The 24,352-nt window shown below is 65.4% G+C and carries 21 protein-coding genes; 13 read left to right on the plus strand and 8 right to left on the minus strand.

The window, feature by feature from the left end; translation table 11 throughout:
- The first annotated feature begins 19 nt into the window (after positions 1-19).
- Positions 20-877, plus strand: coding sequence for a lysophospholipid acyltransferase family protein (locus ACN8ZM_RS04480; RefSeq protein ID WP_420210655.1), 858 nt, complete (start codon positions 20-22; stop codon positions 875-877).
- Positions 878-909: 32 nt separating this feature from the next.
- On the opposite strand, the gene ACN8ZM_RS04485 is transcribed toward ACN8ZM_RS04480, so the two are convergent.
- Positions 910-1,749, minus strand: a complete 840-nt coding sequence (locus ACN8ZM_RS04485) for a symmetrical bis(5'-nucleosyl)-tetraphosphatase (protein ID WP_043181592.1) — start codon at positions 1,747-1,749, stop codon at positions 910-912.
- Positions 1,750-2,093: 344 nt separating this feature from the next.
- On the opposite strand from ACN8ZM_RS04485, the gene rfbB reads away from it, so the two are divergent.
- The 4 genes from rfbB to rfbD are packed head-to-tail and all read left to right on the plus strand — an operon-like array spanning position 2,094 to position 5,488.
- Positions 2,094-3,155, plus strand: a complete 1,062-nt coding sequence (gene rfbB, locus ACN8ZM_RS04490; protein ID WP_043181595.1) for a dTDP-glucose 4,6-dehydratase — start codon at positions 2,094-2,096, stop codon at positions 3,153-3,155.
- 11 nt (positions 3,156-3,166) lie between these two features.
- Positions 3,167-4,060, plus strand: coding sequence for a glucose-1-phosphate thymidylyltransferase RfbA (rfbA, locus tag ACN8ZM_RS04495; RefSeq protein WP_089450033.1), 894 nt, complete (start codon positions 3,167-3,169; stop codon positions 4,058-4,060).
- Positions 4,045-4,596: a dTDP-4-dehydrorhamnose 3,5-epimerase gene (gene rfbC / locus ACN8ZM_RS04500; protein ID WP_089450034.1), complete on the plus strand. Its 552-nt coding sequence runs from the start codon at positions 4,045-4,047 to the stop codon at positions 4,594-4,596. The genes rfbA and rfbC overlap by 16 nt, the downstream gene beginning before the upstream one ends.
- Complete coding sequence (gene rfbD / locus ACN8ZM_RS04505; RefSeq protein ID WP_420210656.1) at positions 4,589-5,488, plus strand: dTDP-4-dehydrorhamnose reductase; 900 nt, start codon at positions 4,589-4,591, stop codon at positions 5,486-5,488. Before rfbC ends, rfbD begins: the two co-directional genes overlap by 8 nt.
- Before the next feature lie 53 nt (positions 5,489-5,541).
- Here rfbD and ACN8ZM_RS04510 read toward each other — a convergent pair whose 3' ends face one another.
- Together ACN8ZM_RS04510 and ACN8ZM_RS04515 are read right to left on the minus strand one after the other, a co-directional pair.
- The gene (locus ACN8ZM_RS04510; RefSeq protein ID WP_420210657.1) at positions 5,542-6,282 is read right to left on the minus strand and encodes a glycosyltransferase; all 741 of its coding nucleotides are present in this window, start codon (positions 6,280-6,282) and stop codon (positions 5,542-5,544) included.
- Between the two features lie 61 nt (positions 6,283-6,343).
- Entirely contained in the window at positions 6,344-8,236 is a 1,893-nt protein-coding gene (locus ACN8ZM_RS04515; RefSeq protein ID WP_420210658.1) for a glycosyltransferase, read from the minus strand.
- Positions 8,237-8,472: 236 nt separating this feature from the next.
- Here ACN8ZM_RS04515 and ACN8ZM_RS04520 point away from each other — a divergent pair, with 236 nt between their 5' ends.
- From ACN8ZM_RS04520 to ACN8ZM_RS04550, 7 genes are all read left to right on the plus strand, one after another.
- Entirely contained in the window at positions 8,473-10,545 is a 2,073-nt protein-coding gene (locus tag ACN8ZM_RS04520; protein WP_420210659.1) for a glycosyltransferase family 2 protein, read from the plus strand.
- 34 nt (positions 10,546-10,579) lie between these two features.
- Positions 10,580-11,512, plus strand: coding sequence for an ABC transporter permease (locus ACN8ZM_RS04525; RefSeq protein ID WP_143330969.1), 933 nt, complete (start codon positions 10,580-10,582; stop codon positions 11,510-11,512).
- A 2-nt stretch (positions 11,513-11,514) separates the two neighbouring features.
- Positions 11,515-12,249, plus strand: coding sequence for an ABC transporter ATP-binding protein (locus ACN8ZM_RS04530; protein ID WP_089450040.1), 735 nt, complete (start codon positions 11,515-11,517; stop codon positions 12,247-12,249).
- 69 nt (positions 12,250-12,318) lie between these two features.
- Positions 12,319-13,176, plus strand: a complete 858-nt coding sequence (locus ACN8ZM_RS04535; RefSeq protein ID WP_420210660.1) for a glycosyltransferase family 2 protein — start codon at positions 12,319-12,321, stop codon at positions 13,174-13,176.
- Positions 13,173-14,138, plus strand: a complete 966-nt coding sequence (locus tag ACN8ZM_RS04540) for a UDP-glucose 4-epimerase family protein (RefSeq protein ID WP_420210661.1) — start codon at positions 13,173-13,175, stop codon at positions 14,136-14,138. The genes ACN8ZM_RS04535 and ACN8ZM_RS04540 overlap by 4 nt, the downstream gene beginning before the upstream one ends.
- 5 nt (positions 14,139-14,143) lie before the next feature.
- Positions 14,144-15,160, plus strand: a complete 1,017-nt coding sequence (locus ACN8ZM_RS04545; RefSeq protein WP_089450043.1) for an MraY family glycosyltransferase — start codon at positions 14,144-14,146, stop codon at positions 15,158-15,160.
- A gap of 12 nt (positions 15,161-15,172) precedes the next feature.
- The gene (locus ACN8ZM_RS04550) at positions 15,173-17,056 is read left to right on the plus strand and encodes a polysaccharide biosynthesis protein (RefSeq protein ID WP_089450044.1); all 1,884 of its coding nucleotides are present in this window, start codon (positions 15,173-15,175) and stop codon (positions 17,054-17,056) included.
- An 84-nt stretch (positions 17,057-17,140) separates the two neighbouring features.
- On the opposite strand, the gene ACN8ZM_RS04555 is transcribed toward ACN8ZM_RS04550, so the two are convergent.
- Genes ACN8ZM_RS04555 through ACN8ZM_RS04575 form a run of 5 tightly spaced genes read right to left on the minus strand, consistent with a single transcriptional unit; the run spans position 17,141 to position 22,578 of the window.
- Entirely contained in the window at positions 17,141-18,247 is a 1,107-nt protein-coding gene (locus tag ACN8ZM_RS04555; protein WP_089450045.1) for an MraY family glycosyltransferase, read from the minus strand.
- Positions 18,248-18,274: 27 nt separating this feature from the next.
- The gene (galE, locus tag ACN8ZM_RS04560; RefSeq protein ID WP_089450046.1) at positions 18,275-19,297 is read right to left on the minus strand and encodes a UDP-glucose 4-epimerase GalE; all 1,023 of its coding nucleotides are present in this window, start codon (positions 19,295-19,297) and stop codon (positions 18,275-18,277) included.
- 15 nt (positions 19,298-19,312) lie between these two features.
- On the minus strand, positions 19,313-20,449 hold the full coding sequence (locus ACN8ZM_RS04565; RefSeq protein WP_089450047.1) for a glycosyltransferase family 4 protein: 1,137 nt from the start codon (positions 20,447-20,449) through the stop codon (positions 19,313-19,315).
- Positions 20,450-20,500: 51 nt separating this feature from the next.
- Positions 20,501-21,325, minus strand: a complete 825-nt coding sequence (locus tag ACN8ZM_RS04570; RefSeq protein ID WP_420210662.1) for a glycosyltransferase — start codon at positions 21,323-21,325, stop codon at positions 20,501-20,503.
- Entirely contained in the window at positions 21,322-22,578 is a 1,257-nt protein-coding gene (locus ACN8ZM_RS04575; RefSeq protein WP_089450049.1) for a lipopolysaccharide biosynthesis protein, read from the minus strand. The genes ACN8ZM_RS04570 and ACN8ZM_RS04575 overlap by 4 nt, the downstream gene beginning before the upstream one ends.
- Before the next feature lie 263 nt (positions 22,579-22,841).
- On the opposite strand from ACN8ZM_RS04575, the gene ACN8ZM_RS04580 reads away from it, so the two are divergent.
- Positions 22,842-24,236 carry a phosphomannomutase/phosphoglucomutase gene (locus tag ACN8ZM_RS04580; protein ID WP_089450051.1) on the plus strand — a complete coding sequence of 465 codons (1,395 nt, stop codon included), beginning with the start codon at positions 22,842-22,844 and terminating at the stop codon, positions 24,234-24,236.
- Positions 24,237-24,352: the final 116 nt, after the last annotated feature.

The following is a 24,352-nucleotide window of genomic DNA, read 5'->3' on the forward strand; positions in this document are numbered from 1 at the left end:
ACCACGCCGGACCTTCGCCATGATTGCCCTTCGCAAGCTGCGTCTCGTTTTTCACCTGTTGCGCGGCATGGCGATCGTCGCGCTGCGTTTTTCGCATGTCACGCCCGCGCGGCGCGCCGAGATGACGCGCCGCTGGACGCTCAAGATGCTGCGGATCTGCGGGATGCGACTCGTCGTGCACAACGACGGCGCGCGGCTCGACGCGAGCGCGCTCGTGGTCGGCAATCACGTGTCGTGGCTCGATATCTACGCGGTCAACGCGTGGCGGCCGACACCGTTCGTGTCGAAGGCCGAGGTGCGGCAGTGGCCGGTCGTCGGCTGGCTCGCCGAGAAGCTCGACACCGTGTTCCTGCAGCGCGAGAAGCGCACCGAGGCGATGCGGGTCATGCACGAGATGGCCGAGCGCCTGCGCAACGGCGGGCTGATGTGCGTGTTTCCGGAAGGGACGACGACCGACGGGCAGGAACTGCTGCCGTTCCATGCGAACCTGTTCCAGTCCGCGGTATCGGCCGGCTGTGCGGTGCAGCCGATTTGCCTGATGTATGAGGATGCGCAGCGGCGGCAGTCGGTCGCGCCGGCCTACACGGGCGAGCTGGCGCTCGGCAAGTCGCTCGACATGGTGTTGCGCGGCGGCCCGCTCGTCGTGCACCTGTACGTGTGCGATCCGATCGCGCCGGGTGGCGACCGGCGGGCGACGTCCGCGGCGGCACGCGACGCGATCGCGGCCGCGCTCGCGACGCTGCAGGCGAATGTCGGCAAGCCGACGGCCGAGTCGCTCGCGGAACTGGCCAGGCATGCGTATCCGGCGACCGAGATCGGCGCCGGCGCGGTAGCCGACGAGGCGGCCGACGCACCCGTGCCGGGGCGCGAGGGTTGACGCGCCTCCCGGCCCCGCGAATCAGCCGGTAATCACTCTCCGCCCGGCGCGCGGCACGCGTCGCACTGCACCTGCGTGACCGTGCGCTGCGCCGGATCGGCCGTCAGCCGCACGGCCGACAGCTGGTTACCCCACACGCACCCCGAATCGAGCGCGACGACGTTGTCGCGCAGCATCAGGCCGAGCGCGGCCCAGTGCCCGAACACGACCGTCACGTTCTCCGTGCGGCGTCCCGGTACGTCGAACCACGGCAGGTAGCCGGGCGGTGCGTTGTCGGGGCCGCCGTTCGCCTTGAATTCCATCGTACCGTCGGGGGTGCAGAAGCGCAGGCGCGTGAATGCATTGAACGCGACGCGCATCCGGTCGCGTTTCTTCAGATCCGGGCTCCATTGATACGGCTCATTGCCGTACAGCTTCTGCAGCGTGTCGCGCCAGTCGGGCGCGCGCAACGCGCGCTGGAGTTCGTCGGCGAGTTCCAGCACGAGCGTGGCATCCCACTGCGGCAGCATGCCCGCATGCACGAGCAGCATCCCGTGCTCCGCATGCACGAACGGGCGGTGGCGGACCCAGTCGAGCAGCGCGTCGGCGTCGGGCGCGTCGAGAATCTCGCCGATGGTGTCGCCCGGGCGTTCGGTGCGCAGGCCGGCGGAGACTGCAAGCAGATGGAGATCGTGATTGCCGAGCACGACGGTCGCGCGCGGGCCAAGGTCGACAAGTGCTCGCAGCGAGGCGAGGGAGTCCGGGCCGCGGTTGACGACGTCGCCGGCGATCCACAGCGGCGTGTCGGCGGGGGCTGAAAGCTTGTCGAGCAAAGACTGGAAAGCCGAATGGCAGCCCTGGATGTCGCCGATGGCGATGGGGGGTGAAAGCATGAGGGTCGGATCGTAACGAGTCTGGGTGAGCTGAGAAAGCATCATTCAAATACGCGTGCGGCGCAACGGACGTTCCGTATCGGGCCGTTTGCGTGGCACAGGATTCTTGTGGCGCAAAGGGCCGGGGCGCTGTATCAAGTTGTTAGCGGCATGGAGTTGGCGCCGGCTGGATTCCTATAATTGGCATTTTCGCTCCGAAATTAACATCTCGTGACTTGGCCGGTCATGGCGACCGGTTAAAATGCCGGGCCTGATCGGCCGAGACTTGGCCACTGTGACATGACAAGAAGTGCGAAGTGCGCCTGTCAGGCGCGCCGCACATGATTATTACTAGAGGACGTTTCATGATCCTGGTTACCGGCGGCGCGGGTTTTATCGGTGCCAATTTCGTACTCGACTGGATGGCAGCGTCCGGCGAGGCCGTGCTCAATGTCGACAAGCTGACCTATGCGGGTAACCTGCGTACGCTGGCCCCGCTGAACGAGAATCCGGATCATGTGTTTGCCCGTGTCGACATCTGCGATCGCGCGGCACTCGATGCACTGTTTGCCGAGCACAAGCCGCGTGCCGTGATCCACTTTGCCGCCGAAAGCCACGTCGACCGCTCGATCCACGGGCCGGCCGATTTCGTGCAGACCAACGTCGTCGGCACGTTCACGCTGCTCGAAGCGGCACGCATGCACTGGAACGGCCTGGACGATACCGACAAGGCGGCGTTCCGCTTCCTGCACGTGTCGACCGACGAGGTGTTCGGGTCGCTGTCCGCGACCGATCCGCAGTTCTCGGAAACGACGCCTTACGCGCCGAACAGCCCCTATTCGGCGACGAAGGCGGGCTCCGACCACCTCGTGCGTGCGTACCACCACACGTACGGCCTGCCGACGCTCACGACGAACTGCTCGAACAACTACGGCCCGTACCAGTTCCCGGAGAAGCTGATCCCGCTGATGATCGCGAACGCGCTCGCGGGCAAGCCGTTGCCGGTCTACGGCGATGGCCAGAACGTGCGCGACTGGCTGTACGTCGGCGACCACTGCAGCGCGATCCGCGAAGTGCTCGCGCGCGGCGTGCCGGGCGAGACGTACAACATCGGCGGCTGGAACGAGAAGAAGAACCTCGACGTCGTGCACACGCTGTGCGACCTGCTCGACGCCGCGCGGCCGAAGGCAGCGGGTTCGTACCGCGACCAGATCACCTATGTGAAGGACCGCCCGGGCCACGACCGCCGCTATGCGATCGACGCGCGCAAGCTCGAGCGCGAACTCGGCTGGACGCCCGCCGAGACGTTCGAGACGGGGCTCGCGAAGACCGTCCGCTGGTATCTCGACAACCAGGCGTGGGTGGACGAGGTCGCGTCCGGCGATTACCGCAAGTGGGTCGAAACCAATTACGCGCAACGCACGTGAGGGTCTGATCGATGGCACGTAAGGGCATTATTCTCGCCGGCGGCTCGGGCACGCGGCTGTATCCGATTACGCACGTCGTATCGAAGCAATTGCTGCCGGTGTACGACAAGCCGATGATTTACTACCCGCTGTCGACGCTGATGATCGCGGGCATTCGCGACGTGCTGATCATCTCGACGCCGCAGGACACCCCGCGCTTCGAGGCGATGCTCGGCGACGGCAGCCAGTGGGGGATGAACATCCAGTATGCGGTGCAGCCGTCGCCCGACGGGCTGGCCCAGGCGTTCATCATCGGCAGGGACTTCGTCGGCAACGATCCGTCCGCGCTGATTCTCGGCGACAACATCTTCTACGGGCACGACCTCGCGAAGCAGCTCGAGCGGGCCAGCACGAAGGAGGCCGGCGCGACCGTGTTTGCCTATCACGTGCAGGATCCCGAGCGCTACGGCGTGGTCGAATTCGACCGCGCGTTCCGGGCGGTATCGATCGAAGAGAAGCCGGCCGTGCCGCGCTCGAGCTACGCGGTGACGGGGCTCTATTTCTACGACCGGCAGGTGTGCGATATTGCCGCCGACATCAAGCCGTCGGCGCGCGGCGAACTCGAGATCACGGACGTCAACTCGCGCTATCTGGCGGCCGGTGAGCTCGACGTCGAGATCATGGGGCGCGGCTACGCGTGGCTCGATACGGGCACGCACGATTCGCTGATCGAGGCGGCGACCTTCATCGCGACGCTGCAAAAGCGGCAAGGGCTGGTCGTGGCATGCCCTGAGGAAATCGCCTATCGGATGCGCTGGATCGACGCGGAACAAGTGCTGGCGCTGGCACGACCGCTTGCGAAGAACGCTTACGGTAAATACCTGCAACACATTCTCGACGACCAATTGGCATGGCCATCCAAGTAACCGAAACGGCATTGCCGGAAATCAAGATCATCGAGCCGAAGGTGTTCGGCGATGCGCGCGGGTTCTTTTACGAGAGCTTCAATGCGCGCGAGTTTGCCGAACAGGTCGCGCCGGACGTGACGTTCGTGCAGGACAATCATTCGCGATCGGCGAAGGGTGTTCTGCGCGGGCTGCATTATCAGATCCAGCATGCGCAAGGGAAGCTCGTACGGGTCGTGGAGGGCGAAGTGCTCGACATCGCGGTCGATATCCGGCGCAGCTCGCCGAATTTCGGCAAGTGGGTCGGCGTACTGCTGTCGGAAGCCAATCATCGGCAGCTGTGGGTGCCGCCTGGCTTTGCGCACGGCTTCGTGGTGTTGTCCGACTCCGCGCAGTTCCTGTACAAGACGACCGACTACTGGTATCCCGAACACGAGCGCAGCCTGCTGTGGAACGATCCCGCGCTGGGTATCGACTGGCAGCTCGATGGCGAACCGGTGCTTGCGGCGAAGGATGCCGCCGGCAAGCCGCTCGCGGAGGCCGACGTGTATGAGTGACGCACGACGGATTCTCGTGACGGGGGTGGGCGGGCAGGTCGGGTTCGCGCTCGCCCGTTCGCTGCAGGGGCTCGGCCGTGTCGTCGCGGTAGACCGTGCCGCACTCGACCTGGCCGATCCGGACCGGATTCGGGCGGTGGTGCGCGACGTGCGGCCCACGCTGATCGTCAATCCCGCGGCCTACACGGCGGTCGACCAGGCAGAGCGTGACGAGGACGCGGCAATGCGTATCAACGCGACCGCGCCGGGCGTGCTGGCCGAGGAGGCGAAGGCGCTGGGCGCTGCGTTGATCCATTACTCGACCGACTATGTGTTCGACGGTGCGAAGGCCTCGCCGTATGTCGAGACCGATACGCCCGCGCCGCAGAATGTCTACGGAAGCTCGAAGCTCGCGGGCGAGCGTGCGATCGAAGCCGTCGGCGCAGCCGCGATCGTATTTCGTACCAGCTGGGTGTATGGCGCGCGTGGGCGCAACTTCCTGCTGACGATGCTGCGGCTCGCGGCGGAACGCCGGGAGTTGAAGATCGTTGCCGACCAGATCGGTGCGCCGACCTGGGCGAACACGATCGCCACGATGACCGCGCACGTCGTCGCGCAGGCGCTTGGCGCCGACGATGCGCCCGCGTGGTGGGCGTCCCGTTCGGGCGTCTATCATCTGACGGCCGGTGGCGAAACCTCGTGGCATGGTTTTGCGAGCGCGATCGTCGAGCTCGCCGCGCTTGAGGCGCGTCCGTTGGTCCTGCCGATTCCGTCGTCGGAATATCCGACACCCGCCGTGCGCCCGGCGAACTCGCGCTTGTCGAACGAAAAGCTCTTGCGGACGTTCGGGCTTGCCGCACCGGACTGGCGCGATGCACTGGCGCTTTGCCTCGCCGAAATCCGGCGGGACTGAGCGCTTGCCGGACCGCGCGTCATCGCGGTCCGCTCATGGGCATTCCGGGTCGGTCAGGCCGTGCCGTCGGCCTGGAGAGGGTGATCCTCGTGCTTCCCGACGATGGGGAAAATCTGCTCCGGCATGTGCGGGAGCAGCCCTTCGCTCGCATTGCTCTGTCCCAGGGAGCCCATTTCCTTCACGCGGATGATGTGGACGGTATCCGGCACGATCCGGTGTGCGACGTCGGACCAAAGCGTTTCGATGTTCCAGGTCCAGTCCTCGATCCCGAGCCCCATCGACTTCACGACAGGCTTGTACGGGAACCGCTGGTAAATGCTGCGGTGCGCGAAAATGTTGGCTGACCAGACGTTGTTCAGGAACAGCGAGTTGCGATCGAAGCCTTCCTCGTCGCTTGCCCGGTGGCGGAAGTGGAACGATTGGGCCAACGGGTGCGGCAGATGGTTCATCGAGTGCCGGTCGTAATCGCTCTCGTGGAAATAGAACAGACTTTCGGGGTGCCAGATGGAGCGGGCTTCGGCCGTCTCGTCGCGCGAGCACGCAAATGCGCGCGTCAGCCATTGGCTGCCCCACAGGTCGTCGCCATCGAGAAAGGCGAGATATTCGCCGCTTGCCACTTCGACGCCTTTGTTTCTCGTCAGGCCCAGGTCGCCGCACGAGACGACGTCGAGTGCATCCAGCCACGCGCCGCGCTGTTTCACGATGTCGAGCGTCTGCGGGTCCGGGTTGTCGAGCAACGCTCGTGCTTCGATACGCAAGCCCGATTCGCGCGCGACGCTCACCAGTCGCTGCATGCTCGCCAGAGCCGGAATCGCAAATGCCGCCTCTTTGTGGAAAACGATGAAGACGGAAATGTCAGTCACTTTCTAGTCCGAAGATGGTCTTGACGTTCTGCGAGTAGGCGGCAGGGGAGTGGCGGGCGACCACCTGCTGGTACGCGGCACCGATCATGCGTTCGACTTCCGCGCCGGTCGATCCGCACACCGCGTCCATCGCCGTGCTGAATGCGGCGGCCGTTTCGACGGCGTGGTGCTGGTGGCCGACGAACTTGACGGCCGAGTCGTCGAACGTACCGCGCAGCCCGCCAACGTCCGCCAGGATCATCGGCAGCGCATGCTGGCTCATTTCCAGCACGATGTTGGGCATGCCTTCGAACAGGCTGGTGAAGATGAAGCCGTCGTAGTCGACGAAATCCGCGGCCGGCACGTTTTCGAGCACGCCCTTGTGATGAATGTTCGGCGCGGAGAGGCCCAGTTGCGCAATGCTGCCGTGAACGGGGCCGTACACGTCGAATTCGTCCGAGCGGCGCAACTGCGCGAGCGCGGCCAGGATCTCTGTGCCCTTGAACGGTTCGACGCGGGAAACCCACAGCCAGCGCCGATGCCGGTCGGGGTTGGCCCAGCGTGGCGCGCGGCGCGCGAGGCGGGCGGCGAACGTCGTCTCGTCGATCAGCATGGCCTTGGCCGGCAACTCCACGACGCCGGGGCCGCGAATGCCGCCCCACATGCGCTCGAGGGTATCGGCCATGCGCGCGTTGTCGGTCAGTGCCGCGGCATAGGAAAGCGTGCGGCGCGGGAAGCGTGCGCCGTAAGGGGCGCCGATGCCGTTGACGCCGAGGCTGAAGAACGTGCAGAAAATCTTTGCGTACTGTGACAAGCCGCGGCCGAACTGGGCGACCGCGTCAAGGCCGACCCGGCTGTTGTTGATGATGATCGTATTGGGCCGAAGGGCGTTGAGAAAGCGGGCGAAGACGGCCGCACTGGCGTGGCCCGGGCCGCACGCGTCACGCCAGAACAGCACCTCGTGCCGCTTGAGGGGCGCGAGGATGTTCAGCGCTTCCCAGCCGGCGGATTCCTTTTCGGTTGCCTCGGTCACCACCACGAGGATCGGTTCGGCGACCGAATCGCCAAGCGTCTGCACGAGGTCGGCCACGTATTTCTCGGCACCGCCGGTACACAGGAACGGCGTTGCGACGACCGTGCGCGGCACCACCGACAGCGATTCGAAGATTCTCGACACGTGAACGCCGTCGCGAGCCAGCAGGTCGGTCGCGTCGAATTCGCGAAGATTGCTGATCGCTTTCGCGCCGGCCGCCACGATCCCGAGATCGAATTCGGCCTGTTCGGCGATCTGATCGAGGATGCGTCCGATCGGGCGACGCACGCGGACCGCGACGGGGCGCCCCTTCCAGCGGAAGTACTGCCACGACGCGCCTTCGATATGATCCATGTCGCCGATCACGACGTCCGTGCGCGGTGCCATCGAGCGACCTTCGTCGATGCCCCACTTCAGCCAGTGTTCGACGGGGTCGACGCCGGCGGCCTTGACGTCCGGATTGTTGAACAGATAGGCGTCGCGATCGAATTTTTCTTCGACGAACGCTCGAAATCGTGCGTCGTTTCCCGGCTCGTGGTCGCCTTGCGACGGAGCCGTGCCGTTGGGGCTGGCGGCCGTGTTGCTACGGGCGGGCCCGCGGCCCGCCGTCATGCGATGTCGCAGCCGCGACAGAACACGCTTGGAGAGGCGGGCAGTACCTTGAATCGTCAGTTTCATGTGATGAATGCGCAGCCTCGAACGAGAACACGTTAACACACCGGATACACGGAATGTCGCCCTCGATCGGCAGAGGCGGCAAGTGACAACGGCCGAGATTGTACATGACCGCTGGTGCGCCCTTTCCGCACGCGCACCTGTCCGGTGCGTGCGGTAAGGGGCGGGAGGCTGGCGTGGGCGTACCGCGGCAGCCACGGACGTCGCGGGCATGCCGCCGGGACGCAACTCGACAGGCCTTGATACACCTTTTAACATTACCCGCTGAGTCATTCATGCGACAATGCCGCCTTTGTCAGGCCTGTCGTCAGGCGGTCGAACCGGTCCAATTAGTCCAAATGGTTCAGCGGGCCGGGTGCCGGCGGTAACGGCCTGATTGCAATGCGTTTGCGTCTCTCCTCGACCCGAGAGTCGTCCATTCGCGCGGGTGTCTCATGGTGTACGAGAGGCATCCGTGGCGGGAGCGGGAGTACCCTGTCGTCCGGGGCTGCCCATGTAGTTCCAGTGCCGGCCCCAGCGCCGGCCAGACAGCTGCAACGCGAGCGGCTGTCCCGGGACGCTGCCGCGTTGTATCCCGTCCCTCGTTCAGGCGAGCAGACATGACAGAACCACTCTTTCCCCCCGGTCACCCTTTGGAATCAATGTCCAGTCTGAGCACAACCGACCTACCTTGTATCGATATTTCCATCGTTACATACAATTCCGAGCGCTGGCTTGCAGGTTTCTGGGAGAGTCTCGTCGCGCAGCAGTATCCGCTCGACAAGATCACGGTGTTGATTCGTGACAATGGTTCGAAGGACCGCACGGTCGAGGTGCTGCGCGACCTGTTCGCGCGATTCGGCGAGCGGTTCCGGTCGGTGTCGCTGGACGTGGGCGCAAACGTCGGCTTCGGCGCAGGGCACAACGCCAACCTTGCGGCGGGCCGGTCGGATTTCTTTCTGGTCACCAACGTCGACCTGACGTACGAGGCGGATGCCATCGAGCGCGCGGTGCGCCGCGCCGTCGCCGACGACGCGCGGGTCGCGGGCTGGGAATTCAGGCAAAAGCCGTACGAGCATCCGAAGTACTACGATCCCGTCACGCTCGAGGTGAGCTGGGCGTCAAGCGCGTGCATGCTGTTCCGGCGCAGCGCGCTGGAACAGGTCGGGGGTTACGAGTCGCGCCTGTTCATGTACGGCGAAGACGTCGAGCTTTCGTATCGCCTTCGCGATCGAGGCCATCTCATCAAGTACTGCGTCGACGCCGTGTGCTGGCACTACACGTATGAAACCGCGAACGAGCTGAAGCCGGTGCAGTTTTTCGGCAGCACGCGGGCGAACGTCCTGTTGCGCATGCGGTACGGCACGCTGCGCCAGATCGTCGGCGGGCTTGCGATGTATCTCGGGTTGTTCATGATCCCGCTGCCGATCCCGGGGCGCATCAAGGGCCTGTTTGCGAACCTGATGACGATCCTGCGCGACGGATTCTATTTCCTGCGCACGCGCAAGCAGTCGGACATCACGTTCTCGTTCCGCGGTTGGGACTACGAGCAATCTCGCGAAGGGGCGTTTCAAACGTTCGAACACGTGCCGGCGGACGCGCCACTCGTGAGCATCGTGGTGCGTACGTGTGCGGGGCGCCTGGGCAAGCTGAAAGAGGCCGTGCAGTCGGTCGTGCATCAGACTTACCCGAACGTCGAGCTCGTGGTGGTGGAGGACGGCTCGGATACCGCGCAATCGTTCGTCGAAGCCGTTCGGGCATCGGGCGCGCTTGCGCGGGTGCAGTACCACCCGATTCCGAAAGCAGGGCGCTGTGTCGCCGGCAACGTCGGGCTCGAGGCGTCGACCGGCAAGTACGCCTGTTTCCTCGATGACGACGACCTGCTGTTTGCCGACCACGTCGAAGTGCTGGCGCGCAAGCTCGACAGCCGTCCGGATCTGGCCGGCGCGTATGCGCTCGCGTTCCAGGTGGATACGGAAATCGTCAGCCATGATCCGTGGGTGTACCGGGTTGCCAGCCGCTACGTAGCGTACCGCGAGGGTTTCTCGCGGGCGGCGATCTGGCATCACAACTTCATTCCGATTCAGGCGATTCTGTTCCGGCGCTCGCTGTTCGAGCAGTACGGCGGGTTCAACGTGCAGCTGGATCGCCTCGAGGACTGGGACTTGTGGGTGCGTTATTGCCAGCGCAACGATTTCGAGCTCGTCGAGAAGGTGACATCCGAGTATCGGGTGCCGGCTCAAGACTCGGTTGCATCGGTCCGTCAGCAGGAACTGGACGACTACTATCAGAAAGCGGTGCAGGCCCGGGACGGCATGGTGCTGCAGATGACGCCGAACGAGGTGATGAAGTACGCCGAGGAACTGGCGAAGATCATGTACCCGATCGCGGTGTCGAGGAGCCGGCTTCGCGCGATCGCGCTGCGGATTCCCGGAATCTGGGTATTGCGTCGCTTCTATCTGATTTCTCGTGGCGTAATGGGGCGGGTCAAGCGGAAGTTCGCGTCGGCGGCGAAGCGGCAAGGGTAATCCTGCGCCGGATCGGTCGCTGATTGCGCGACCGGTGCGCTATAATTTGCGCCCCCTCCGATCCGGGCCGGAGTCCGATGCGTGGTGCGAGACGTGGAAAGCCGTTCGCCGTATCGGGTCCGCGGCCGCCGAGCGGTCGCCGGGGCTGGTTTGCATGCCGATTTTGCCAAATTGCCGGTTTCAATTGAACTCGATAATGTTTACCAAAGAGCTGTTTGCCTATCGGCACGTGCTGTACCAACTGGTGACGCAGCAACTGCTGGCCCGTTACCGCCGGACCATCTTCGGATATTTGTGGACGATTCTCAATCCGCTGATGATGATGACGGTGTCCGCCGTCGTTTTCTCGCATATCTTCCGCCTCGGCCTGCGCGACTACGCCATTTTCCTGTTCGCCGCCACGGTGCCGTGGAACTTCTTCAGCGGATGCGTGGTGCAGGCGGGCAGCTCGATCGTGTCGAACGAAGGGCTGATCAAGAAAGTCTATGTCCCGAAGCTGATCTTCCCGATCTCGACCGCGATCGGGTGCCTGCTGGATTCGCTGTTCGGCCTGGTTGCGCTGTTCGTCATCGCGTTTGTCGTGGGCGCGCGCATCAGTCCGGCCCTGTTCTTTCTCCCGATTTCCTTCGCGATCCTGTATTTCTTCGCGCTCGGTCTCGCGCTGATGCTGTCGGTTGCGATGGTGTATTTCCGGGATCTGCAGCATCTGATCGGCGTGCTGATGCAGGCGTTGTACTTCCTGACGCCGATCATGTACCAGCCGAGCGCCATTTCGCCGCGACTGCAAAACATCCTGCGTTTCAATCCGCTGCTCTATTTCGTGGATCTGTTCCGCGCACCGATTTATCGCTCGGAATTGCCGTCGTTGACGGTGATCGGCATCGCGTTGGGCGCTGCGATCGCAAGCTTCTCGATCGGACTCAAGCTGTTTCGGTCGTACGAGAACAAACTTATCTTTAGGCTTTGATTATGTCTTCGATTGAAGTGGTAAATGTGTCGCTCAAATTTCGACTTTACCATGACAAGACGCCGAGTCTGAAAGACTACCTTGCGCAGTTTTTCCGCTCGAAATCCCATTCGAAATTCACGGATTTCTGGGCGTTGAAGAATGTCAGCCTGACGATTCGGCGCGGCGATCGTGTGGGTATCGTCGGACATAACGGCGCCGGTAAAAGCACGCTGCTGAAGACCATCTGCCGCATTTATTCCGCGCAGTCCGGCGACGTCAAGATCACCGGGCGCGTCGCGCCGCTCATCGAGATCGGCGCCGGCTTCAATCCCGAATTCAGCGGTCGCGACAATATTTATTTCAGCGGCAGCATTCTCGGCTATTCGAAAGACGAGTTGCGCCGCCTGGAAGGCGAAATCATTGAATTCACGGAGCTGGAAGAATTCATCGACACGCCGGTGAAATACTATTCGACCGGCATGTACATGAAGCTGGCGTTTGCAATTGCGACGGCCGTTCATCCGGAAATCCTGATTCTCGACGAAGTGTTTGCCGGCGGCGACGCGTCTTTCATCGCCAAGGCCAAGCAGCGGATGACGGAGTTCATCGACAAGGCCAGCATCATGGTCTGCGTGTCGCACGACATGGACCTGTTGAAGACGCTGTGCAATCGCGTCGTGTGGCTCGATCACGGGCAGGTAAAGGCGGACGGAAATCCCGATGAAATCATCACGCAGTACCTGGCGGCGCGTTGACGCACGCGTAGCGGTCAGCCTGTCCGGCATGACCCCGGTGCGCGTTCGACGTGGCGCCGCAGCGGCGCGGTGCGCCGACCCACTCGGGCGGCTGGCGTGACGGGCGGTTCAGACAACCGGTTGTCGGTATCCGTCGTCGTCTATCGGCCTGACGCGACGGTGCTGGCGCGCACGCTCGAGAGCTTGTGTGTTGCCGTCGACGCGACGCGCAAGTCCCGCCCCGGATTTGCCGTCGACCTGTACATGATCGACAACGGCGGCCTTGCGGACGCCGGATGGAACCCGGGCGTGCTCGATGCCGCCGGGATCCGCCATGTGACCGTGAGCGGCCAGGGTAACGTCGGATACGGGCGAGGGCACAATCTCGCGATCGAGCGCGTGGATGGCGGCTACCACCTGATTCTGAATCCGGACATCGACGTCGAGCCCGATGCGCTCACGCACGCGCTGAAATTTTTCGATGCCCAACCGGATGTCGGTCTGCTGACGCCGAGGATCGATGATGGCGACGGCCATATTCAGTATCTGTGCCGCCGCTATCCGACGGTGCTGGATCTGGCCGTGCGGGGTTTCATGCCGGCGCGGTTCAGGCGGTTTTTCTCGTCGCGACTGTCCCGATATGAAATGCGGGACGTGATCAACGATCGCGACATCGTGTGGGATCCCCCGATCGTCAGCGGCTGCTTCATGCTGTTCCGGACCGGCCTCCTCAAGAAGCTCGGCGGCTTCGATCCGCGCTATTTCCTGTATTTCGAAGACTACGACCTGAGCTTGCGCACGCTCGATGTCGCGCGGGTTGCGTACGTGCCGACCGTGCGGGTGTCGCACTATGGCGGCGGCGCTTCGCGCAAGGGATTCGCGCACATCCGGATGTTCTCGGCGTCGGCATTCAAGTTCTTCAACCGCTTCGGCTGGAAGTGTCTATGAGCGATGTGCTCGTGACCGGAGCGAACGGGTTCGTCGGCCGTGCGCTTTGCTTGGCGCTGCAGCGTCGCGGGCATACCGCGAGCGGGCTGGTGCGCCGCTCGGGCGCGTGTGTTGCCGGCGTTCTAGAGTGGGTTCATCCCGCCGATGACTTCGCGGGCCTCGCCGAGGCGTGGCCGGCTGGGTTCGCGCCGGATTGCGTGGTGCACCTCGCGGCGCGCGTCCACGTGATGCGTGACGACGCCGTCGATCCGGTTGCCGCATTTCGCGCGGCAAACGTCGAAGGCGCGTTGCGGGTTGCGCAGGCCGCACATCGCCACCAGGTCCGGCGGATGGTGTTCGTCAGCAGCGTGAAGGCGGTGGCGGAGTCCGACGGCGGCGTGCCGCTGGACGAGCGTGCGCCGCCGCATCCGGAAGATGCGTACGGGCGGTCGAAACTCGAGGCCGAGCAGGCGCTGGTCGAGTTTGCCGCGCAAACCGGCCTCGACGTCGTGATCGTTCGCCCGCCGCTCGTCTACGGCCCCGGTGTGCGCGCCAATTTCCTGCGGATGATGGATGCGATCGCGCGCGGCGTGCCGCTGCCGCTCGGCGCGATCGCCGCGCGCCGCAGTCTGGTCTACGTCGACAATCTCGCGGATGCGCTGCTGCATTGTGCGACCGACCCGCGTGCGGCGCAGGGCTGCTTTCACGTTGCCGACGACGACGCACCGTCCGTGACGGAGCTGCTGCAGATGGTCGGCGATGCGCTCGGCAAGCCGGCGCGGTTGTTCCCGGTTCCGGTCGGGGTGTTGCGCGCGGTGGGCAAGTTGACCGGCCGGACTGCCGCGATCGACCGCCTGACGGGCGGCCTGCAGCTCGATACCGGCTGCATCGCACGGGTGCTCGACTGGCGGCCCCCCCATTCGACCCGGCAGGGGCTCGAAGCGACGGCGGCATGGTATCGTTCGCGCGACACGGAACAATAACCGACATGCATTTCGCGATTTCCACGTGGCCGACCGCCGCCGCGATGGCGCTGGCCTGCGCCATCGTGACGGCAGCGATCCTGCGCACGCTGCTCGTCACCGGGCTGGCGTGGCGGCTTGCCACCGACATTCCAAACGATCGTTCGTTGCACGTGCGTCCGACGCCGCGCGTCGGCGGCTGGGGCATCGTGCCGGTTTCCGTGCTTGCGATGCTCGGGTTCGCGCCGCAGCTCTGGCTGATCGCCGTCGCGGCGGCGGCGCTGGCAGCCCTGTCGCAATTCGACGACCGGCACGGGTTGCCCGCCCGGGTCAGGTTCGCCGCGCATCTGGCCGCAGTCGTCGCGCTGATCGCCTGCTATCCGGCCGCGGCCCCGTGGTGGCTGCTGGCGGGTGTCGGTTTCGCGATGGTCTGGCTGACCAACCTCTACAACTTCATGGACGGTGCGGACGGCCTTGCAGGCGGCATGGCGCTGTTCGGTTTCGGGGCCTATGCGGTGGCGGCGCTGGCCGGTGCGCATCCGTCCCCAGATCTTGTCGCCGGTGCCGCCGCAGTCGCGGGTGCCGCGCTGGGCTTCTTGTTTCTCAATTTCCATCCGGCGAAGCTGTTCCTCGGCGATGCGGGCTCCATCCCACTCGGGTTCATGGCGGGCGCGCTCGGCTACTGGGGCTGGCGACGCGGGGTCTGGCCGATCTGGTTCCCGGCGATGGTGTTCGCGCCCTTTATTGCCGATGCATCTGTAACACTCCTGAGACGTTTGTTACGCGGAGAAAAGTTCTGGCAGGCGCACCGGGAGCATTATTATCAAAGGATGGTGCGATCCGGCATCGGTCATGGACGCACCGCCGTATATTGGTACCTCATCATGCTCGCGGGCATAATCGTTGCCCTGTGGGCATTGGGTCGCCCGGAACCGCAGCAGTGGTTGCTGTTTGCCGCCTGGTACGGCGTTCTCGTATGTCTCGGGCTCGTCATTGACATGCGCTGGCGCCGGACTCGGCAGGCCGCCGAAAACAAATCATGAGGTTTCCCGCCGATGTTGCGATCCAAAGCATCGTGGCTGTCGCTGAGTGCTTTCCTGTTCGACCTGACCGCGGTACTTGCCGCGTGGTTGTTCGCTTATCTCGTTCGTTTCAACGGTAGCGTCCCGCATGAGTTCCTGCGCGGCGCGCTGAAGGCGCTGACATGGGTGCTGCCCGTGTACGCGCTGATGTTCCGCGGGTTCGGCCTGTATCGCGGGCTCTGGGTATTCGCGAGCCTGCCCGACCTGATGCGCATCTCGAAGGCGGTGGCCGGCGGCGGCGTGATCGTGATGATCGGCGCCGTGATGTTCCAGCCGACGCCGATCATTCCCCGCTCGGTGCTGCTCGTGTCGCCGCTGATGCTGTTCCTGGTGATGGGCGGCGCACGCGCGCTGTATCGCGCGACCAAGGAGTACTACCTGTACGGCGGGCTCGTCGGGAAGGGCAAGCCGGTGCTGGTGCTCGGCGCCGGCACGGCCGGTGCGAGCCTCGCACGCGAGCTGTCGCGCTCCGGCGAATGGCGCCTCGTCGGCCTGCTTGACGATGACGTCGCCAAGCAGGGCCGCGAGATATACGGTCACAAGGTGCTGGGCTCGTTCAACGACCTCAAGCACTGGACCGACGCGATGAAGGTCGAATACGCGATCATCGCGATTCCGTCGGCGTCGGTCGAGGTGCAGCGCCGCGTCGCGACGTTGTGCGTGCGGGCCGGCGTGAAGGCGATGGTGCTGCCGTCGCTGACCGCGCTGATGCCGGGGCAGGGCTTCCTGTCGCAAGTGCGGAACATCGACCTCGAGGATCTGCTCGGCCGCGAGGCCGTGACGATCGACACGCCGCACGTCGAGGCGTTGCTGCGCGGTCGTGTCGTGATGGTGACGGGCGCGGGCGGGTCGATCGGCTCCGAGCTGTGCCGGCAGATCCTGCGTTTCGCGCCGGCGCAACTCGTCGCGTTCGACCTGTCCGAGTATGCGATGTACCGGCTGACCGAGGAACTGCGCGAGCGCTTCCCCGATTTGCCGGTCCTGCCGATCATCGGCGACGCGAAGGATTCGCTGCTGCTCGACCAGGTGATGTCGCGTCACGCGCCGCACATCGTGTTCCATGCGGCCGCCTACAAGCATGTGCCGCTGATGGAGGAGCACAACGCGTGGCAGGCCTTGCGCAACAACGTGCTCGGCACCTACCGCGTGGCCCGCGCGGCGATTCGCCACGATGTCCGTCATTTCGTGCTGATCTCGACCGACAAGGCGGTCAATCCGACCAACGTGATGGGCGCGAGCAAGCGCCTGGCCGAAATGGCCTGCCAGGCGTTGCAGCAGACGAGCGAGCGCACGCAGTTCGAGACCGTGCGCTTCGGCAACGTGCTGGGCAGCGCGGGCAGCGTGATCCCGAAATTCCAGCAGCAGATCGCGAAGGGCGGCCCGGTGACGGTCACGCATCCGGAGATCACGCGTTTCTTCATGACGATCCCGGAGGCGTCGCAGCTCGTGCTGCAGGCGTCGAGCATGGGGCATGGCGGCGAGATCTTCATCCTCGACATGGGCGAACCGGTGAGGATCGTCGATCTCGCGTGCGACCTGATCCGCCTGTACGGCTTCGCGGAAGAGCAGATCCGCATCGAGTTCACCGGGCTGCGGCCCGGCGAGAAGCTCTACGAGGAGCTGCTCGCGGACGACGAGGCGACGACGCGCACACCGCACCCGAAGCTGCGGATCGCACGTGCACGGGAAGTGCCGGACAATTTCCTCGACGAGCTGCTGCCGTGGCTGATGCAGCATCGTGTACTGCCTGACGACGAAGTGCGGCGCGACCTGCGGCGCTGGGTGCCGGAATATCAGACGGCCATTGCCCCCGTGTTGCAGAGCGTCCCGTCGGTGCGCGCCGCATCGAACGGGTGACGCGGCCCCGGGCCGTGAACCGGACGGCAAGACAAAAAAAGCGCCCTGCGGGGCGCTTTTTTTGTCTGGAAGTCGGTACGCGGCTCAGTGGCTGCGTCGATGCTTTCTCACCACCATCCACCGCGGCGCCTTGAACCGCACGATGCTGAGGTACAGCCACACGTAGGTTAGCGCGAACAGCACGACGAACACGAACAGGTGCACCGTGTGCCGCCAGAACAGCGTCGCGGGAATCACCGCGACGAGGCACAGCAGCCACAGATACGGCGACGTCAGCGAATTGCGTCGCGTCAGGTCGTGGGCGTGCTTCGTGCCGACCGCCCAGCGCATCAGCCGCTTGTACACGAGCATGTGCAGGTGCACGCCGTCCGGAATGCCGGGCGACATTCCGCGGATGAATTTCTTCCGGTAGATCGAGAAGCAGGTCTCGAAGATCGGGTACATGAACAGCAGCACGGGGTACCACGCGGACACCTCGCGGTTGCGCATCACGAGCAGGATCGCGAGTTCCGCGAGCATGAAGCCGATGAAGTACGCGCCGCCGTCGCCGAGGAAGATCAGGCCGGCCGGGAAATTCCACAGGAAGAAGCCGAGCACGGCGCCCATCATGATGATCGACGCGGACATGACGACCGGGTCGCCGACCTGGAACGCCACGTACGCGAGCGACGCGAACATCATGAAGCTGACCATCGACGCGAGCCCGTTGAAGCCGTCGATGATGTTGACCGCATTCGCGAGCGCCGCGACCGCGAGCACGGTGACGAACGCCGAAATGGCGCCATAGCTGAGCAGGAAATCGAGCGGCGGCACGCTGATGCGCGTGACCGCGATGTGCAGCAGCCAGAACGCGAGCGCGGCCGCCCCCATCGTGCAGAGCAGCCGCGCGCGCGGCGACACGCGCTTGGTCAGGTCCTCGACCAGGCCGGACAGGAACGCCGGCATGCCGCAGGCAACGATGCCGAGAATGCTGCCGGCGATCGTCGGGTAGCGCTGCATGAGCAGCAGCGCCCCGGTGATGACGCCCGCGAGGATCCCGATGCCCCCGACCCGCGGCACGGGCCGCACGTGGAATTTCTGCACGCCGGCCAGGTCGCTGTCGATCGAGAATTTCTCGTGAAGGTGCGCGTAGCGCACGATGAACAGCGTGACGAGCAGGGAGACAATGAAGCCGGACGCGAAGCTGAGCATGGGACCGCTCGAAAAATGGACAGCGGATTATACAAAACCGCGGGGGTTCCCCTCCTGCCATCGCCAGTGATCGGCACACATTTCTTCGATGCCGAGCGTCGCGCGCCAGCCGATGATGTCGGCCGCGGCCTGCGGGTTCGCGTAGCACTCGGCGATGTCGCCCGGGCGGCGCGCCACGAGCTCGTACGGCACCGGCCGGCCCGATGCTTTTTCAAACGCCCGCACGACTTCCAGCACGCTGTAGCCCTGGCCCGTGCCGAGGTTCACGACGAAGCTCGCATCGCGCTTCGCGAGCGCGTCGAGCGCGGCGATGTGGCCCTTCGCGAGATCGACGACGTGGATGTAGTCGCGCACGCCCGTGCCGTCCGGCGTCGGGTAGTCGGCGCCGAACACGCGCAGCTTTTCGAGCTTGCCGACCGCGACCTGGGCGACATACGGCATCAGGTTGTTCGGGATGCCGGCCGGATCCTCGCCGATCAGCCCGCTCGCGTGCGCGCCGACCGGGTTGAAGTAGCGCAGCGTCGCGATCCGCCACGACGGGTCCGACACCTCGAGGTCGCGCAGGATCTGCTCGGCGATCAGCTTCGACTGGCCGTACGGGTTGGTTGCCGACAGCGGGAACGATTCGTCGATCGGCGAGCGTTCGGGCACGCCGTACACGGTCGCGGACGAGCTGAACACGAACTGCTTGACGTTGCGCTCGCGCATCACCTTCAGCACGGCGAGCAGGCCGCCGAGGTTGTTCTGGTAGTACTCGAGCGGCTTCGCGACCGATTCGCCGACGGCCTTGAGCGCCGCGAAATGGATCGTGCCGGTGATCGGGTGCGCGTCGAACACCTTGGCGAGCGCGGCTTCGTCGCACACGTCGACCTGATGGAACGCGGGCGTCTTGCCCGTGATCCGCTCGATGCGGCGCACGGATTCGGACTTGCTGTTGACGAGGTTGTCGACGATCACGACGTCGTAGCCGTTGTCGAGCAGCTCGACGGCCGTGTGCGAGCCGATGTAGCCCGCACCGCCGGTAACGAGGATGGTGCCTTTAGCAGTCATTGCAGAGGTGCTCCTTCAGAGGGTAATGCCTGTCAATGAATGAATGGTCTGCCGGTAGCGCTCGACGACCTGCTGCTCGTCGAATTCCACCGCGACCTTGTGCCGGCCGCGCGCACCCATCGCGTCGCGTCCGGCCGTGCCGAGTTCGATCATGCGGAGCAATTGCTCCGCGAGGCTCGCGCTGTCGCGCACGCGGCACAGGAAGCCGGTTTCGCCGTCGGCGACGACGTCGCGGCAGCCCGGCACGTCGGTTGCGACGATCGGGCGGCCCATCGCCGACGCTTCCATCAGCGTGCGCGGCACGCCTTCGCGGTACGACGGTAGCACGACGCAGTCGGCCGCCGCGATATGGGGGCGCACGTCGTGCGCTTCGCCGAGATACTCGACGACGCCTTCGCTCGTCCACGCATCGACATCGGCGCGGCCGATCGCGCTCGGATTGTCGACGCCGAGCGGCCCGAGCAGCTGGAAGCGTGCGTTCGGGAAGCGGGCGTGCACGATGCGCGCGGCCTCCACGTATTCGCGCACGCCCTTGTCCCACAGCAGCCGGCCGATCAGGATGAAGACGGGGGCATCGCCGGCGGGCAGCGGCGCCGGCGCGAACTGTTCGAGATCGACGCCTTCGCCGTGCAGCAGCCGCGCGCGATCGGGATGCGCGAGCAACCGCTCGTCGGTGAAGGTCGCGAGATCGTCGCGGTTCAGGAACCACACTTCACGCGGGAAGCGGAACGCGAACCGGTACAGGCGCTTCGCGACGCTTGCCGCGCGGCTTTTCTGGATGAAGACGTAGCCGAGCCCGGTCGTCACCGCGATCGACGGCACGCGCGCGAGCCACGCGGCGACCGAGCCGTAGATGTTCGGCTTGATCGTGTAATGGAACACGAGATCGGGCCGCAGCGCGCGGTAGTGACGCGTCAGCGCGGCGAGCGTGCCGAGATCCTCGCGCGGGCTCGTGCCTTTCGACGCGACCGCGAGCGCCACGTAGCGGCAGCCCATCTGCTCGAGCAGCGGCACCGTGCGGTCGTGCGGCGCGATCACGATGACCTCGGCGCCGCGCGCGACGAGCGCACGGATCAGCCCGTGGCGATACGTGTAGATCGCCCAGGCCGTGTTGCAGACGAGCGCGATGCGCAGCGGGGAGGTGGCGGACATGAAAAAAAGAAAAAATAAAGCGTCGAAATGACCGAAAGCGCCGGATCCGCGTCACGCGGACGGCCGCGCGGCGAACAGCGTCTGCTTGATCCGCTGCAGCGTGCGGTACGGCGTCACGAAATGCAGCAGGTTCTTGGCGAGGCCGGCCCAGTCGTACGGGTTCAGCGCGTTGAAGTGGCTCAGCAGCAGCGTGAGCGTCGACACCAGCTGGCGCCGGCGCCTGGTCGCGCTGATCCCGCCCTCGTTGAGCTCGTAATAGAGGCCGAGCTCGGGCAGGTTCGCGCAATCGTAGCGTTGCATTAACCGTAAAAAAAGATCGAGATCTTCGGCCGCACGGTATTTCGCACGATAGTTCCCCACTTCTCGCACGGCATCGATGCGCAACATGACCGACGGATGCACGAGCGGCGAGCGCAGGAAGCGCGTGCGGCGCAGCGTATGCGGATCAGCGGGCGGGGTCAGCATGAAGCGCGGCTCGCCGGCGCGGGACACGACTTGCGTCCACATGCCGACGCAGGCCACGCGCGGGTGGGCGCCGAGATACGCGCGCTCCTTCGCGAGCCGCTGCGGTGCGGCGAGATCGCCCGCGTCGATGCGCGCCGCATAGCGGAAGCCGCGGGCGGCCAGCGCGTCGATGCCGGCCGCGAGCGCGCGCTCGATGCCGCCGTTCTGCGGCATGCGCAGCACCTCGATCGCGAGGCCGGGCAGGTCGGGCGCGACGATCGGCGGCGTGCTGCCATCGTCGACGATCAGCACGTGCACGGGCGTGTCCTCGCGAAACGACGCGAGGGTCCGGACGACGTCGTCGTGCCCGTTGTAGGCCGGCATCAGCACGGCCACATCGTCGAGCGAGGGCGGGCAATCAGGGGACGTCATGGTCGCAGCTTGAAACGGATGTAATAAAAATTGACGGCGGCGGCGGCCAGATAGCCGGCCGCCAGCCCGACGAGCGCGCCGTACAGGCCGAGCCGCGGGATCGCGAACAGGTTGACGAGCGCGGCGATCGCGAGCGCGAGCAGCCATTTCGACAGCAACACGAATTTTGCTTGATATTTGAGAACGATAAGATTGCCTATCGCCTCGATGCCGGCCGGCACCGACAGCCAGACCGCCCAGCGGAAGATGTCGACCGACGCCTCGTAGCCGTGGCCGAACACCTTGCCGACGATCAGCGGGGCGGCGGCGTCGAGGACGAGCGCGCCGGCTGTCATCAGGCCGGCCGTCATCGCGATCAGCCGGACGATGTTGCGGCGCAGCCGTGCGACGTCCTGCACGCGGTAGACGAAGGCGGGCGCGATCGTCTGCGCAAGCATCAGCGCGAGCGTGATCCAGTTCTCGTTGAGCTGCTGCGCGGCCGAGTAACGGCCGAGATCGGCGAACGAGACATGACGCTCGAGCATCAGGCGGTCGAGCTTCAGGAACAGGTACATGCAGATGAGGCCGAGCCAGAACACCGTGCCGGCGGTCGCAAAGTGCCGGAACAACGGCTTGTCGAAGGTCCAGCCGAGTGCGCCGCCGTTGCGATGCCGGTAGTACAGCAGCAGCGCGAAGCCGATGGCGGCGGCTTCGAGCGCCCACAGCCACGCGAAGCGGGCGGGGCCCGCGGCCGCGCGGACCAGCAGCCAGACGAGCAGCGCCTTCGCCAGCGCGGTGACCATGCTGGTGACGAGCTGCGGCTTGCTGTAGGTCATGCTCTGCAGCCACGCGTTGACGACGCCGACGAACGGCTCGCGGAACACCATCGTGACCGCGAGGCCCGCGAGCATCGCGCCGACCAGCGGGTCGAAGGCGCCCGCGGCGATCGCGATCCATGTCGCGGCGAGCGCGGCGACCGACACGGCGATGCGCAGCACGAACGCGCTGCCGAGCACCGCGCCGAGTTGGGCGGGCGGGCGCTGGACGATGGTCGGGACGAGGATTTCCGCGCCGCACACCCAGGTGAGCGGCGCCAGTACCAGGAGAAGCGTATTCGCATACTGCCATTTGCCGAACACATCTGGCCCGAAATAACGGGCCAGCAGGCCGCTGATCGCGATCGCGACGCCGATCTGCGTGAGCCGTTCGAGCCCCAGCCAGACGAGGTTCGCGACGGCCTTCGCGACATCCGGGTTGCCGAAGCGTTTCAGCATGCGCGGTGGCGGCGTGCGCGCAAGGCGGCCGGCAGGGCGCCCGAAGGCTGCAGATTGGCGGCGGCGGGACGGCTAGGCATTAAAATGGGCGGTATGCGCGTCATCAAAACCCGCGATTATAAGTGGGATCGGGGGCGCTCCCGCCGTTCCGCGCCAGCGGTTTCGCTCGATGCGGGGCCAGCATGTATCATGCGCGGCACCGGCGAGCGGCGGCCAGGCGAGCCAGACAAATTTCCATGCACGCAACTGAGAGAAGAGAATCGATGATCTCCCAATCCATCTTCAAGGCATATGACATTCGTGGCGTGGTCGGCAAGACGCTCGACACCGACACGGCGCGCGGGATCGGCCGGGCATTCGGCAGCGAAGTGCGCGCGCAGGGCGGCGATGCGGTCGTCGTCGCGCGCGACGGCCGCCTGTCCGGGCCGGACCTCGTCGGCGCGCTGGCCGACGGCCTGCGTGCCGCGGGCGTCGACGTCGTCGACGTCGGCATGGTGCCCACGCCGGTCGGCTATTTCGCGGCGAACGTCCCGCTCGCGCTGAAGGGCGGCGAGCGCCGCGTCGATTCGTGCATCGTCGTCACGGGCAGCCACAACCCGCCCGACTACAACGGCTTCAAGATGGTGCTGCGCGGCGCCGCGATCTACGGCGAGCAGATCCAGGCGCTGTACCAACGCATCGTCGACGAGCGCTTCGAGACGGGCAGCGGCTCGTACGAGCAGTTCGACGTGGCCGATCAATACATCGCGCGCATCGTCGGCGACATCAAGCCGGCCCGCCCGATGAAGCTCGTCGTCGACGCCGGCAACGGCGTGGCCGGCCCGCTCGCGACGCGCCTGTTCAAGGCGCTCGGCTGCGAGCTCGTCGAGCGCTTCACCGACATCGACGGCACGTTCCCGAACCACCACCCCGATCCCGCGCACCCGGAAAACCTGCAGGACGTGATCCAGGCGCTGAAGGACACCGACGCCGAGATCGGCTTCGCGTTCGACGGCGACGGCGACCGCCTCGGCGTCGTCACGAAGGACGGCCAGATCATCTATCCGGACCGCCAGCTGATGCTGTTCGCGGAAGAAGTGCTGTCGCGCAACCCCGGCGCGCAGATCATCTATGACGTGAAGTGCACGCGCCACCTCGCGCAATGGGTGAAGTCGAAGGGCGGCGAGCCGCTGATGTGGAAGACCGGCCACTCGCTCGTGAAGGCGAAGCTGCGCGAGACGGGGGCGCCGCTCGCCGGCGAAATGAGCGGCCACGTGTTCTTCAAGGATCGCTGGTACGGCTTCGACGACGGTCTCTACACGGGCGCGCGCCTGCTCGAGATCCTCACGAAGACGGCCGATCCGAGCGCGCTGCTGAACGGGCTGCCGGACGCGATGAGCACGCCTGAACTGCAGCTGTGGCTCGACGAAGGCGAGAACTTCCGCCTGATCGACAAGCTGCAGAAAGAGGCGAAGTTCGACGGCGCCGAGGAGGTCGTGACGATCGACGGCCTGCGTGTCGAGTACGCGGACGGCTTCGGCCTGGCGCGTTCGTCGAACACGACGCCGGTCGTCGTGATGCGTTTCGAGTCCGAGACGCAGGAAGGGCTCAAGCGCATCCAGGAGGACTTCCGCCGCGTGCTGACGGCCGCGAAGCCGGACGTCAAGCTGCCGTTCTGAGCCTCGGCGGCCGATGGGCCGCCAACGGCGCGATGGTGAGTCCGATCGTCGCGCCTCCCCCGAAAAGCGGCGCACGCGACACGCGTGCGGCCGCTTTTTGCCTGTGTGACTCCCCG

The sequence above is a fragment of the Burkholderia aenigmatica genome (assembly GCF_048627025.1).
GTDB classification, from domain to species: Bacteria; Pseudomonadota; Gammaproteobacteria; order Burkholderiales; family Burkholderiaceae; genus Burkholderia; species Burkholderia aenigmatica.